Source organism: Streptomyces achromogenes subsp. achromogenes, from assembly GCF_000720835.1.
GTDB classification, from domain to species: Bacteria; Actinomycetota; Actinomycetes; order Streptomycetales; family Streptomycetaceae; genus Streptomyces; species Streptomyces achromogenes.
Genome location: NZ_JODT01000006.1, coordinates 88,849 through 102,181, shown reverse-complemented (window position 1 = coordinate 102,181; position 13,333 = coordinate 88,849). Strand labels below are relative to the sequence as shown.

General features: G+C 68.4%; 11 protein-coding genes and 1 tRNA gene. 4 read left to right on the top strand and 8 right to left on the bottom strand.

What is annotated here, in order from left to right; genetic code table 11:
- Positions 1–28: 28 nt before the first annotated feature.
- A complete protein-coding gene (locus IH25_RS0108040) occupies positions 29–1,177 on the top strand; it encodes a GDSL-type esterase/lipase family protein (protein WP_030605328.1) in 1,149 nt (382 codons plus the stop codon).
- A 188-nt stretch (positions 1,178–1,365) separates the two neighbouring features.
- Here IH25_RS0108040 and IH25_RS0108035 read toward each other — a convergent pair whose 3' ends face one another.
- The gene (locus IH25_RS0108035; protein ID WP_030605325.1) at positions 1,366–3,180 is read right to left on the bottom strand and encodes a bifunctional metallophosphatase/5'-nucleotidase; all 1,815 of its coding nucleotides are present in this window, start codon (positions 3,178–3,180) and stop codon (positions 1,366–1,368) included.
- Between the two features lie 261 nt (positions 3,181–3,441).
- Between IH25_RS0108035 and pyk the strand changes: the two genes are divergently transcribed.
- The gene (pyk, locus tag IH25_RS0108030) at positions 3,442–4,878 is read left to right on the top strand and encodes a pyruvate kinase (protein WP_030605323.1); all 1,437 of its coding nucleotides are present in this window, start codon (positions 3,442–3,444) and stop codon (positions 4,876–4,878) included.
- Positions 4,879–4,893: 15 nt separating this feature from the next.
- On the opposite strand, the gene IH25_RS0108025 is transcribed toward pyk, so the two are convergent.
- Together IH25_RS0108025 and IH25_RS0108020 are read right to left on the bottom strand one after the other, a co-directional pair.
- Positions 4,894–5,667, bottom strand: a complete 774-nt coding sequence (locus tag IH25_RS0108025) for a helix-turn-helix domain-containing protein (RefSeq protein WP_030605321.1) — start codon at positions 5,665–5,667, stop codon at positions 4,894–4,896.
- Positions 5,668–5,771: 104 nt separating this feature from the next.
- Positions 5,772–5,844 (bottom strand) — tRNA-Leu (locus tag IH25_RS0108020).
- 105 nt (positions 5,845–5,949) lie between these two features.
- On the opposite strand from IH25_RS0108020, the gene IH25_RS0108015 reads away from it, so the two are divergent.
- Positions 5,950–6,609 (top strand): ANTAR domain-containing response regulator, encoded by a 660-nt coding sequence (locus IH25_RS0108015; protein ID WP_030605319.1) that lies wholly within the window; start codon positions 5,950–5,952, stop codon positions 6,607–6,609.
- 68 nt (positions 6,610–6,677) lie between these two features.
- Here IH25_RS0108015 and IH25_RS0108010 read toward each other — a convergent pair whose 3' ends face one another.
- The 5 genes from IH25_RS0108010 to IH25_RS0107990 all read right to left on the bottom strand — a co-directional run bounded on the left by IH25_RS0108010 (position 6,678) and on the right by IH25_RS0107990 (position 12,312).
- On the bottom strand, positions 6,678–7,394 hold the full coding sequence (locus IH25_RS0108010) for an ABC transporter ATP-binding protein (protein WP_030605317.1): 717 nt from the start codon (positions 7,392–7,394) through the stop codon (positions 6,678–6,680).
- The gene (locus tag IH25_RS0108005) at positions 7,391–8,245 is read right to left on the bottom strand and encodes an ABC transporter ATP-binding protein (protein WP_051753828.1); all 855 of its coding nucleotides are present in this window, start codon (positions 8,243–8,245) and stop codon (positions 7,391–7,393) included. The genes IH25_RS0108010 and IH25_RS0108005 overlap by 4 nt, the downstream gene beginning before the upstream one ends.
- Before the next feature lie 52 nt (positions 8,246–8,297).
- Positions 8,298–10,052 (bottom strand): branched-chain amino acid ABC transporter permease, encoded by a 1,755-nt coding sequence (locus tag IH25_RS0108000; protein WP_030605312.1) that lies wholly within the window; start codon positions 10,050–10,052, stop codon positions 8,298–8,300.
- A 5-nt stretch (positions 10,053–10,057) separates the two neighbouring features.
- The gene (locus IH25_RS0107995; protein WP_030605310.1) at positions 10,058–10,987 is read right to left on the bottom strand and encodes a branched-chain amino acid ABC transporter permease; all 930 of its coding nucleotides are present in this window, start codon (positions 10,985–10,987) and stop codon (positions 10,058–10,060) included.
- A 104-nt stretch (positions 10,988–11,091) separates the two neighbouring features.
- Positions 11,092–12,312, bottom strand: coding sequence for a branched-chain amino acid ABC transporter substrate-binding protein (locus IH25_RS0107990; RefSeq protein ID WP_245172728.1), 1,221 nt, complete (start codon positions 12,310–12,312; stop codon positions 11,092–11,094).
- A gap of 665 nt (positions 12,313–12,977) precedes the next feature.
- Between IH25_RS0107990 and IH25_RS0107985 the strand changes: the two genes are divergently transcribed.
- On the top strand, positions 12,978–13,301 hold the full coding sequence (locus IH25_RS0107985; RefSeq protein WP_030605305.1) for a hypothetical protein: 324 nt from the start codon (positions 12,978–12,980) through the stop codon (positions 13,299–13,301).
- Positions 13,302–13,333: the final 32 nt, after the last annotated feature.

Below are 13,333 nucleotides of genomic sequence, written 5' to 3'. Positions count from 1 at the left end.
CGCCCACGACACGGCGTTGCGAACGATCATGACCACGACCTGGATCGCCGCCCACCGCAGCCCCGTCATCCGCCCCGACGAGTCCTTCCACATCCTCGAACCACGCGGCTTCACCGACCAGACCCTCAGACAGTCCCTGCGCCTGGCCGGAGGCGGCGAGGCCGTACGGATCACCCTCAGCAACCGCTACGGCAAGGAACCCGTCGAGATCGGCGGAGCACACCTCGCCACCCGCACCACCGGCCACGGCATCGACCCCGCCACCGGCACCGCCCTCACCTTCGACGGCGCCCCGACCACCAAGATCCCGGCCGGCGGGGAACTCGTCAGCGACCCCGTCGAACGCCCCGTCACCGCCGGGCAGGAACTCACCGTCACCCTCTACCTGCCCGGGGACACCGGACCGACCTCCTACTCGCTGATGCCCTACGACATCTCCCACGCCGCCCCCGGCGACCAGCTCACCGCCGAACGCCTGCGGGACGCCGAGGAGGTGCCCACCGGCCACTTCGGCATCGGCGCCGACGTCCGCGCCCCCGAAGGCACCCGGATCGCCGTCGCCTTCGGCGACTCCTGGATCGAGGGCGCGGCCACCACACCCGGCCTCGACAACAGCTTCCCGGCCCAGCTCAGCCGCCGCCTCACCCGGGGCTGGATCGTCCGCCAGGGCATCTCCGGCAACCGGCTGCTCACCGACGAGGTCGGCACACACCTGCTCGCCCGCGTCGACCACGACGTCCTCGCCGTGCCCGGCGTCAGCCACGTCCTGATCCACATCGGCCTCAACGACATCGGTGCCCCCGGCCAGCTCGCCTACCCGGAACCGGCCCCCATCCCCACCGCCGCCGACCTCATCGCCGGGCTCACCACGCTCGCCGAACGCCTGCGCGCCGCCGGCCTCACCGCCCTCGCCTCCACCATCGGCCCGTACCGGGGCACGGTCTACGAGGGCTACGACACCGAAGCCGGCCAGGCCGTACGACGCGAGGTCAACGCCTGGCTGCACGGCGACACCCACCCCTTCGACGCGGTGGTGGACGTCGCCGCCGCCGTCGCCGACCCCGCCGAACCCGAGCGGATCCGCCCCGAGTTCGACAGCGGCGACGGCCTGCACGTCAACGACGCCGGCGCCAAGGCCATCGCCGACGCCGTCGACCTGTCCCTGCTCGACCTGTAGAAAGCGGGACCCTAGGCCCTGTCGTCAAACTCCCGCCTGCCTGACGCCGCCATGCACGCACTCTCGCCGCACCGGGCCCAGACCCAAGTACGCCCAGTACGAGGGTCAGGGCCCGGCACGCCGAGAGCACGCACCTGACGCCGCCAGGCCCGCCCTCCGGGCGAACGACGGGAGTTTGACGACAGGCCCTAGAACACCGGCGTGCCGCCCCGCACCAGCTTCCAGTCCACCGAGGCGAAGTCCTTCGGGTCCAGCACCCCCTTCGCGGTCACCCACTCCGCGATCCGGGTGCGGATCTCCGTCGACTCCGACCACAGCTCCTTGGCGGAAGCGACGTGCGGGAACGCACCACCGCCGTTGGCACGGTAGTTGTTCACCGCGAGCACGAACTGCTGAGCGTCGTCCAGCGGGGCGCCACCGAAGGTCAGGTTCCTGATCCGCGACCCGGCCGGCTGGGCGATGTCGATGTCGTACGACAGACCCGACACATAGTCGTAGTTGTAGTCCGGACGCCCACCCGCGTTGGTCAGCTTCTCCACGTCGACCACGGCACCGGGAGCCGTCTGGACGTAGTACTCCGCCGAGTACTCCAGATAGGCACGCACCTGCGCACCCGTCAGCAACTTCGCGACCAGCGTGTTGTCGTAGACGTACAGGCTCGACAGATCCCGGATCGTCACATCGCCGGCCGGGATCTGCGAGGTCCGCGAGAACGGCGACGCCTGGGCGAGCACCGGCAGCGACGCGTACGCGGTGCCCGCGAGCGCCGCCTTCACCACGTCCTCCTGGACCTTGGTGATCAGGTCGATGATCGGCGCGTCCTTGTAGCGGGCCTCGACCGTGGTCAGGGTCTGCGTCGCCCGGCCGACCACCTGGTTGACGTACGCGACGACCGTCTTGTGCTGGCCGGCGAGCAGCCTGGTGATCTCCGGGTCATCGGCGACGGACTTGGAGTCGCGCAGGGACGCGGACACCGACTCCACCTCCCAACGGCCCTTGCGGAACTCCAGCTCGATGTCGAACAGGGTGAGCCGCTCGGCGTAGCACAGCGGCTCCGACAGCACGACCGTCTTGCCGGTCTCCTCGTTGACGACCTTCAGCTCCGGGATCTCCACGTGCGCGTGACCGACCAGGATCGCGTCGATCCCCGGCACCCGCCGGGCCACGTTGGCCGCCGCGTTCTCCACGTACGGCACCTGGTCACCGTAGGACGAGGTGCCCGACGTGCCCGAATGGGCCGAGACCACGACCACGTCCGCGCCCATCGACCTCAGCTTCGGCACCCACTTCGCGGCCTGCTCCTCCAGCCCCGGGAACGCCAGCTTCCCCTGGACGTAGGCCTTGTCCCAGATCGCGATGCCCGGGTTGGTCAGACCGAGGACGGCGACCTTGACCGGCTTGGCCCCGGGCACGTGGAAGGTCTTCATGAAGTACGGCGGGAAGGCCGGCCGCAGCGTCGTGGCGTCCACCGCGTTCGCGCCGAGCAGCGGGAAGTCCAGCTGGTCCTCGAACCTGCGCAGCGTCTCGATGCCGTAGTTGAACTCGTGGTTGCCGAGGGCCGCGGCGTCGTACCCGATCGCGTTCATCGCCCGCGCCATCGGATGCACCGGCCCGCCCTTGGCGGTGATCGGGTCGACCTTGGCGTAGTAGTAGGTCAGCGGGGTGCCCTGGATGGTGTCACCGGCGTCCAGCAGCAGCGTGTTGCGCCGGCCCTTCTCCTCGCGCACCTGCTTCACCAGGGTGGCGATCCGGGCGAGCCCCATCGCGTTGCCCGCCTTGTCGGAGTACTCCGCGTCCTTGAAGTAGTCCCAGTTGAAGACGTGACCGTGCAGGTCGGTGGTGCCCATGACGGTCAGCGAGTACCGCTTCACGGGATGCCCGGGCCTCCCGGGCCGGTGGTCCTGCGCCGCCTCGGCCGCCGGAGCCGCCGCCGCGCCGGCGATCGCCACACCCGCTCCGGTGGCGGCGGACTTCTTCAGGAACTTCCGGCGGTTCAACGGCATCTCTCGGTCTCCTCGACGAAGTGGACAACGCGCGTAGATTCTGACCTGGGCATGACCTACGGCAACAGGTCCGCAAGGTTGCGATCTGGTGACCCGTTCCCCGCGAGGCCCCCCTCACCAACCTCCCCGGCCACACCCCCACCGCTCATCGGAGCAGCCGCCCGCACACTTCAACACTTGTCAAAAACCCTTCGCCAAAAGGCCGTTGAGTAGTCATGCGGCGCCAATCCCCTACCCACCGGTAAGCCCTAGGCTCGACCCATGCGCCGAGCAAAAATCGTCTGCACACTGGGGCCCGCCACCCACTCGTACGACCGGATCAAGGCACTGGTCGAGGCCGGAATGGACGTCGCCCGGTTCAACCTCAGCCACGGCACCCACGCCGAACACGAGGAGCGTTACCGGCGAGTCCGCAAAGCGGCCGACGAGACCGGCCGCAGCGTCGGAATCCTCGCCGACCTTCAAGGCCCGAAGATCCGGCTCGGCCGCTTCGCCGAAGGACCGGTACTCCTTGAACGCGACGACACCTTCACCATCACCGTGGAGGACGGCGTCGAGGGCGACCGCCACCGGTGCGGCACCACCTACGCCGGCCTCGCCGCCGACGTCACCCCCGGCGAACGCGTCCTCGTGGACGACGGCAAGGTCTGCCTGGAAGTCACCGAGGTCGACGGCCCCCGCGTCCACACCCGGGTGATCGAAGGCGGCGTCGTCTCCGACCACAAGGGACTGAACCTCCCCGGCGTCGCCGTCTCCGTCCCCGCCCTGTCCAAGAAGGACGAGGACGACCTGCGCTGGGCGCTGCGCACCGGCTTCGACCTGGTCGCCCTCTCCTTCGTCCGCAGCGGCGACGACGCCGTGGACGTGCACCGGATCATGGCCGAGGAAGGCCGCCGCCTCCCCGCCATCGCCAAGATCGAGAAACCCCAGGCGGTACGGAACCTCGACGGCATCGTGGCCGCCTTCGACGGACTCATGGTCGCCCGCGGCGACCTCGGCGTGGAAATGCCGCTGGAGCAGGTACCGATCGTCCAGAAGCGCGCCATCGCTCTCGCCCGGCGCAACGCCAAACCGGTGATCGTCGCCACCCAGATGCTGGACTCCATGATCGAGAACTCCCGGCCCACCCGCGCCGAGGCCTCCGACGTCGCCAACGCGGTCCTCGACGGCACGGACGCGGTGATGCTCTCCGGCGAGACCAGCGTCGGCAAGTACCCGGTCGAGACCGTGCGCACCATGGCGAAGATCGTCGCGGCGGCCGAGGAGGACATGCTGGCCAAGGGGCTGCCGCCGCTGACCGAACGCAGCAAACCGCGCACCCAGGGCGGCGCCGTCGCCCGGGCCGCCGCCGACATGGGCGACTTCCTCGGCGCGAAGTTCCTGGTCGCCTTCACCCAGTCCGGGGACACCGCCCGCCGGCTCTCCCGCTACCGCTCACCGATCCCGCTGCTCGCCTTCACCCCCGAACCGGCCACCCGCTCCCAGCTCAGCCTCACCTGGGGCACCGAGACGTACCTCGGCCCGCACGTGAACTCCACGGACGCCATGGTCGACCAGGTCGACGAACTGCTCCTGCGCTACGGCCGCTGTCAGAAGGGCGACATCGTGGTGATCACCGCGGGCTCCCCGCCCGGGGTCTCCGGCTCCACCAACATGGTCCGAGTCCACCACATCGGCGAGGACGACAGCCCGAAATGACGCCCGGGGCCCCGGTCAGTGCTTGGGGCCTACGTGGGTGTCCATGAGGGCTACGGAGGCCTTCTTGGCGACGGAGATGTTGTAAGCGTTGCCGTTGCGCGCGAACTGAGTCCACTCGACGCCCAGGCTGTCGAGGGTGTCGGTGTACAGGTCCCGGATGTCGTCCGACTTGTTGGTGAAGAAGTACCGCGGATACTCGTACCGCTTGCGCTCACCGGCGACCACACGGGTCGTCCAGTTGGTGATACGGCATCCGTCCGAGTGGATGAGGCCTCGGACGAAGTCCCAGGGGCGGGCGTCGACGACGGTTCGCTGCCAGGGTTCGAGGACGATCTCGCGCTCGTGCTTGGGCCCGGGACCGTGCTGGGGGAAGAGGCAGGGCCAGTGTTTGCTGGTGCCGGTGACCACCGCGCAGCCTTGTCGGTGGACACGGCAGACGCTGTTGTCCGGACGCACGGCGCGGAAGGCCGCCTCACAGGCGTCGATGATGCCCGGCCAGGCCGTGTCCAGAACGACGCGCAGGACGTAGACGCCCCTGCGATGAGCACTGATGCAGCCGTCGCCGAGGTAGAGGCCGAGAAGGTAGGCGTAGGCGGCCGGGTCCTGGGGCGGCCCGGGGACCTCCTGGCAGCGAGGGCACGGCCTTCCGACGCGTCCCCGAGGCTCGATGTGCGTCTGCCAGGAACGAATTGCGTACCGGGACACGCCCAATTCCCTGCTGACGGAGTTGAGGCTGCGACCCTGCGCTACTAGCGCCACCGCTCGCTTGCGCGTGCTGATGTCGTACATGTGGACACCATGCGAGAGTGGTAACGGCGACACGCAGCAAAAAGCGGAGGACCACGCGAACGTGGTCCTCCGCTTTACAAGCTGACCTTGGAATCGAAGGAAAGTGCCCCGGGTGGGATTCGAACCCACGCTGTCGGTGGTTTGAGCACCGTGCCTCTCCCGCTGGGCTACCGGGGCTTCCTGCAAAATAAAGGTCGGAGGTCACCCTCCGCGCGTCCACCTTATCGTAGCTAGGTAGGCTCTTGTCAGCAGTACCGGCCTGCCCCGTATCAAGGAGCCTCAGTGACCGCCCCCGAGTCGCCCCAGCCCGTAGACGTGACCGACGACGACAAGTCGCACGTGCCTCCGCTGACGACCCGTGTCGTCATCGCCGAGGACGAGGCCCTGATCCGGCTCGACCTGAAGGAGATGCTGGAGGAGGAGGGGTACACCGTCGTAGGCGAGGCCGGAGACGGTGAGCAGGCCGTCGAGCTGGCCCGTGAGCACAAGCCGGACCTGGTCATCCTGGACGTGAAGATGCCCAAGCTCGACGGCATCTCCGCGGCCGAGAAGATCGCCGAGGAGTCCATCGCGCCCGTCCTGATGCTCACCGCCTTCTCCCAGCGCGACCTGGTGGAGCGCGCGCGGGACGCCGGTGCCATGGCCTACCTGGTCAAGCCCTTCAGCAAGAGCGACGTCGTCCCGGCGATCGAGATGGCCGTCTCCCGGTTCGCCGAGCTGCGGGAGCTGGAGAAGGAGGTCGCCGACCTCAGCCAGCGGCTGGAGACCCGCAAGCTGGTCGACCGGGCGAAGTCCATCCTGCAGACCGAGTACGGGCTGACCGAGCCCGCCGCCTTCCGCTGGATCCAGAAGACCTCCATGGACCGCCGCATGTCGATGCAGCAGGTCGCCGAGGCGGTCATCGCGGACAACGAGGAGAAGAAGGCGGCCAAGAAGGGCTGAGCACGAGCGGTGCGACGAGGCCCGCGCCCCGGGGAAGGGGCGCGGGCCTCGTGTCGTATCCGCGGGGGTCAGTCCTCGCCCAGGTACGCCTTCCGTACCGACTCGTCGTGCAGCAGGTCCCGGCCGGTTCCGGAGAGCACGATGGTGCCGATCTCCATGACGTGGCCCCGGTCGGCGAGGGAGAGTGCCGCCTGGGCGTTCTGCTCGACCAGCAGGATCGTGGTGCCCTGTGCCTTCAGCTCGGCGATCGTCGCCATGATCTTCTGCATCATGATCGGCGACAGGCCCATGGAGGGCTCGTCCAGCATGAGCAGCTTCGGCTGGGACATCAGTGCCCTGCCCATCGCGAGCATCTGCTGTTCGCCGCCGGAGAGGGTGCCGGCGGCCTGTTTGCGGCGTTCCCCGAGGATGGGGAAGAGGTCGTAGGCGCGCTGGATGTCCTTCTCGATGCCGGGCTTGTCCTTGCGGAGGAAGGCGCCGAGCTGGAGGTTCTCGGCGATGGTCAGGCGCGGGAAGATGTGCCGGCCTTCGGGGGAGTGGGCGAGCCCGAGCGCGACGATCTTGTGCGCCGGGACGCCGTTCAGGGGCCTGCCGTCGAAGACGATCTTGCCCGAGCTGGGCTTCAGCAGGCCCGAGAGGGTGCGCAGGGTGGTCGTCTTGCCGGCGCCGTTGGTTCCGATGAGGGTGACGACCTGGCCGGCCTCGACGCTGAACGAGATGCCCTTGACGGCCTCGATCTTGCCGTAGGCGACCTTGAGGTCCTCGACCTCCAGCAGTGCGGTCACTGGGGCTCTCCCTTGGTGGTGCTGGTGCTCTCCGCGTCGGCGGTCTCGGTGTCCGAGCCGGCCTCGGCGGCCTGCGCCTCCGCGGCCTCCACTTCCGCGGCCTCGGCCTCGCCCGGGTCGCCCTCGAAGGGCTCGCCCAGATAGGCGGCGACGACGCGTTCGTCGGCCTGGACGACGTCGGAGGTGCCCTCGACCAGCTTCCGGCCCTGGACGAGGACGGCGACGCGGTCGCAGAGGTTGAAGATGAAGCGCATGTCGTGCTCGATGACGAGCACGGCGATGCCCTTGTCCCGGATGGCGAAGACCAGTTCCTCGGTGGTCCGGGTCTCCTGCGGGTTCATGCCGGCCGTCGGTTCGTCCAGCAGCAGCAGGCCCGGCTCGCTGGCCAGTGCCCGCGCGATCTCCAGCCGGCGCTGTTCGCCGTAGGGCAGGTTGCGCGCCAGGTGGTCGCGTTTGTGGGCGAGGCCGACGAACTCCAGGAGCTCCATCGAGCGTTCCTCGCCGGCCTGTTCGGCCTTGCGGAAGCCGGGGCCGCGCAGCAGGGCGGACCACAGGCCTTCCTTGGTGCGGGTGTGCCGGCCGACCATGACGTTCTCCAGGACGGTCATGTTCGCGAACAGCCTGATGTTCTGGAAGGTGCGTGCGATGCCCGCCTTCGTCACCAGATGCGGCTTGGGGGGCAGTACCGTGCCCCGGTAGGAGACGGTGCCCTGGGTGGGGACGTACAGACCCGTGAGGCAGTTGAAGAAGGTCGTCTTTCCGGCGCCGTTGGGCCCGATCAGGCCCACGATCTCGCCGCTGCGCACGGTGAGGTCGACCTCGCGCACGGCGGTCAGGCCGCCGAACCGCATGGTGACTCCCCGGGCCTGAAGGACCGTGTCGGTGGCTGTGGTGGTCACGGGATCACGCACCTGCCTTGGTGACGCCGACGGTGCTGTCGGGCAGCTCGGGTGAGTCGGGTACGTCCAGCTGGCCGGTCTCGTGGAACTCCAGCTGACGTCGTCGGTTGGCGATGAGTCCCTCGGGGCGGAAGCGCATCAGGATGACGAGCGCGAGTCCGAAGGCAAGCAGCTCGTACTGCTGGAGGAAGGTGAGCTTCTCCGGCAGGAGATAGAGCAGGGCCGCGCCGATGAGCGGACCGCTCACGGTGCCCATGCCGCCGAGGACGACCGCGGCCAGCAGGAACGCGGAGTTGGGCGGTGTGGAGCCGGCGAACTGGTACGGGGTGGGTACGACGTTGTAGGTGACGTGCGCGCTGACGGTTCCGGCCAGGCCGGCCAGGGAGGCGCCGAGCGCGAACGCGACGAGCTTGACGCGGAAGCCGTTGATGCCCATGGCGACGGCGGCCGTCTCGTCCTCGCGGATCGCGATCCAGGCGCGGCCGATGCGCGAGTTGGCGGCCCGGGTGAAGACGAGTACCACCAGGGCCGTGATGAGCAGCATCAGGAAGAAGTAGTTGGCGAACCGGCCCAGGGTGGCCCCCGCGACGGCGTGCTGGTCGCCGAAGTCGAACCCGAGGATCTTCAGGTCGGGGATGGCCGGGATGCCGTCGGGGCCGTTGGTGATGTCGGGTCCCGAGGTGCCGTCCATGTTGTTCACCGCGATGCGGAAGATCTCGCCGAAGCCGATGGTGACGATGGCCAGGTAGTCACCGCGCAGGCGCAGCGTCGGCGCGCCGATGAGTACACCGAAGACCAGCGAGGCGGCCATGCCCACCAGGGCGGCGGCCCAGAACGGGAACTGGGTGCCGGCGAAGCGGGAGTACTCGGAGCCGGACACCAGGGCCGCGGCGTAGGCGCCGACGCCGAGGAAGGCGACGTAGCCCAGGTCGAGAAGTCCGGTGAGGCCGACCACGATGTTCAGGCCGAGGGCGACGGTGCCGAAGATGAGGATGTTCACGCCCAGGTTGGCGTTGTGGTCGTCGCTCTGGGTGAAGGGGAAGATCGCCGCGGCGATGAAGGCGGCCGTGGTGGCGAAGCCCTTGTGCTGTGCGCACAGGGCGGAGAACCGGTCGAGCTGTCCGGCGTGCACGAGCGCCCAGGCCGCGAAGAGGACGAGGAGGCTGAACCCGATGAAGGTCTCGCTCTCGTCCGGGCTGATGCCGATGCCGTAGGTGAAGGCGAGGAGGCCGAGGGCGATGCCGGCGATGATGATCGCGTACGGGGTCCAGCCGGTGAGCGGCCGGGCGGGGGCGGGCTGTTCCGGCTTGGTGAAGTAGTGCCGTGCGCCGCTGCCAGGCCGGGGCAGGGCGAGGGCGCCGAGTACCGGGAGCGCCGAGGCGACGACGGCGACGTAGCCGCCCGGGTCCAGGTTGACGAGGCCGCCGAGGTCGACGGCGATGGCGATGGCGGTGTACCAGCAGACCGCGAACCCGGAGAGCGCGATGAACAGGTAGGGCGTCGTGGCGCCCGTGGGGTTGAGCCGGCGCAGGCCGCGCACGTTCCACAGGGTGAGCGAGAACAGCAGGGTGAGCAGACCGGCGACGAGGGCGATCACCTGGAGCCCCGCGGGGTAGCCGTATACGGTCAGGTCGCCGGGAAAGTCGGGCGTCCAGGTCCACGACATGAACGTGCTGGCGATGGTCGCGACGGCGCCGGCGGCGATGAGGAGCCGGGCGGCGGAGCGGGGGAGCGGGATCAGGGGGGTGGTGTCGGCCATGGGGATCACGCCCTGTCCGCGACGCGTTCGCCGAGCAGGCCCTGGGGCCGCAGCAGCAGGACCAGGATGAGCAGGACGAACGCCCAGACGGAGGCCCAGCCCTGACCGCCGAGCTGCTCCATGCCGGGGATGTTGGCGATGTACGCGGTGGCCATCGCCTCGGCCAGGCCGAGGACGAGACCGCCGAGCATGGCGCCGTAGACGTTCCCGATGCCGCCGAGGACGGCCGCGGTGAAGGCGTGCAGACCGGCCTGGAAGCCCATGTCGTACTGGACGGAGCCGTACTTGAGGCCGAAGGCGACACCGGCGATGCCCGCGAACACACCGCCGATGGCGAACGCGGTGGCGATCATGCGGTTGGTGTCGATGCCCATGAGCTGCGCGGTGTCCGGGTCCTGTGCGGTGGCCTGCATCGCGCGTCCGGTGCGGGAGCCGCGGACGAACAGCGCGAGTGCCGTCATGCAGAGGGGCGCGACGATGATGAGGAAGACGTCGCCGCTCTGGATGCGGAGGGAACCGAGGTGGTACGGGCCGAAGGGCAGTTGTGGGAAGACGCGCGCGGATTTTGCGTCGGGGTACCAGTTGAAGACGGCCTGCTGCAGGGCGAGGGAGAGACCGATGGCGGTGATGAGCGGTGCGAGGACCGGTGCTCCTCGCAGCGGCCGGTAGGCGAACCGCTCGGCGCCCAGGGCGAAGAGGGTGGCGACGAGGACGCCGCCGAGCAGCATGGCGGGCAGCGCGATCCACATGGACGTGCCGTCGGGAAGGTACAGGTAGACCGTGAGCGCGCCGAAGCCGCCGGTCATGAATATCTCGCCGTGGGCGAAGTTGATGAGCTGGACGATGCCGTACACCATCGTGTAGCCGATGGCGATCAGCCCGTACATCGAGCCCAGGAACAGCCCGTTGGCCAGTTGCTGCGGCAGCGTGTTCACCGCGTGGCCTCCATGGATGGGAGCGTGAACCGGAGAGGGGTGGGGCCGCGCGGTGGGGATCGTCGTGGCCGCGCGGCCCCGGAGTGTGCTGGGTACCCGAGTGATCAGGAGGCCGGGTTGTAGGTACCGCTCTTGACGGGCTCCCACTTGCCGCTCTTGACCTGGTAGACGGTCAGCTGCTTGTTGGTGGTGTCGCCGTACTGGTCGAAGGAGACGTGCCCGGAGACTCCGTCGAAGTCGGAGTTCTGGACGGCGTCCACGATCTGCCGGCGGGCGTCGGAGGGTACCTTGCCGTCCTTGACGACCTTCCCGACGGCCTTGATGATCGCGGTCGCGGCGTCGTAGGCGTAGCCGCCGTAGGTGCCGTAGTCGCCGGGGTACTTCTTCTCCTTGTAGGTGGCGACGAAGTCCTTGGCGGCGGGCAGCGTGGTGACGGGCACGCCGACGGAGGTGACGAGGTCGCCCTCGGCGGAGGCGCCGGCGGTCTTGATGTAGGTGTCGGAGAACATGCCGTCGCCGCCGAACAGCGGGATCTTGGCGCCGGCGGCCTTGAGCTGCTTGGTGAGGATCTGCGACTCGTCGTACTGGCCGCCGTAGTAGAGGAGGTCGGCACCCGAGTTCTTGACCTTGGTGACCAGGGTCGCGAAGTCCTTGTCGCCGGTGTTGACGTGGTCGGTTCCCACGACCTTGCCGCCCGCCTTGGTGAAGTTGGCGGTGAACAGCTTCGCGAGGCCGGCGCCGTAGGTCTGCTTGTCGTCGACGACGTAGACCTTGCGCTTCTTCAGCGTCTTGTAGGTGTAGTCGGCCGCGAACCCGCCCTGGAGGGCGTCGGTGGTGGCGGTGCGGAAGTACGTCTTGTACGGCCGCTTCTTGCTGGTCTGCCAGTTCTTGCCCTGGGTCAGCTCCGGGGCGGTGTTGGACGGGGAGATCTGGACCAGGCCGGCCGTGTCGAAGACCTGCTGCATGGAGGTGGCCACACCCGAGTTGAGGGGGCCGATGACGCCGAGGACCTTCTTGTCGGAGACCAGGGAGGTGGCGTTCTGCTGGCCGTTGGCGGGGATCGCCTTGTCGTCCAGCGCCTTCACCTCGAAGGTGACCCCGGGCACGGTGTTGTTCTTGTTGGCGTCGTCGACGGCGATCTGGACGCCGTACTGGATGCCCAGGCCGGTGGCGGAGTTCTGGCCGGTCAACGGGGCGTCCACGCCGATCACGACGGTCGTCTCGCCGCTGTCGCTGCCCTTGCTGTCGCGCGATCCGCAGGCTGTGAGCGTGAGTGCTCCGGCGGTGAGGAGCGAGGTGACGATCGTCAGAGAACGCTGTCGCACATTCAGTCCTTTCCGTAGCGGGACGTCCCCTGAACGGACGGTATGGACCCCGCATCGGTACCGAACCCTCGGTTGGAGCCGGTGACTGGCGGCGACTCTAGGCCTGGGGTGTGCGTTCGGTCACCGCAGCTGGAGGGCTTGTGACTTTCTTGTTATGACATGAAGGGGTTCATTGGTCATAAGGGCTGTTACCAGTCCTTCTGAAGGCATTGCTCCGCAGGGCACAAGACAATGATCGATCGCCCGCATGCTGAGACGGTGCAGTTCGGTCCGGGTGCGGTCGGGGTGATACCCGGGGTCGCGCGAGGGCTTGGGGCAACGTGTTCGCCAGTTGTCTCGCATATTGCACGCGTGTTACGCAGCGTCACATCCGTGGATCCCGCGGTCGAAGTGCCTCACCGGGCAGGAGAGTGCCACCGGGAGGAGCTTTTACCTGCTCGTAACAAACCATCTGGTGTGGCCGCTGCCATCTGTGTATAAGAATGTGGTCGCCGAACACGCTGATGCTGATCACGCATGTTCGGAGCCACAACGGAGTGGCGGGGGGGACTGCCGTTGTGTATACGACATCTTTTTCTTCGGGCACTGCTTCGCTCTCCGTCCGACACTTCGCCGGCAGCGTACGGCGGCCCTCCCGCAACAGCCCATTGAGAAAGGACTGTGCCGTGAGCGACCGCCTTCTGGAACTGATCGGTAATGTCGTTGCCGATATCAACGAGCGACGGGACGAGAAGATCCCGACCGACGATCTGCTGCACGTCAGCCTGTACGGCGACTCCGGCGTGTTCGACTCCATGCACCTGGTCAACTTCCTGACCCTGGTCGAGGAGGCGATCGAGGACGAGTACGACGTCGAGATCTCGCTGACCTCGGAGAAGGCCGTGTCGCGGCGGATCAGCCCGTTCAGCGGGGTCGGGCGGCTGATCGAGTTCATCGAGGAGGAGATGGCGCTGGCCGGCGCCGAGACCGGCCACGGAAGCGCCGCCTGAGACAGCCGCCGACACGGCGGGGGAGGAGTGTC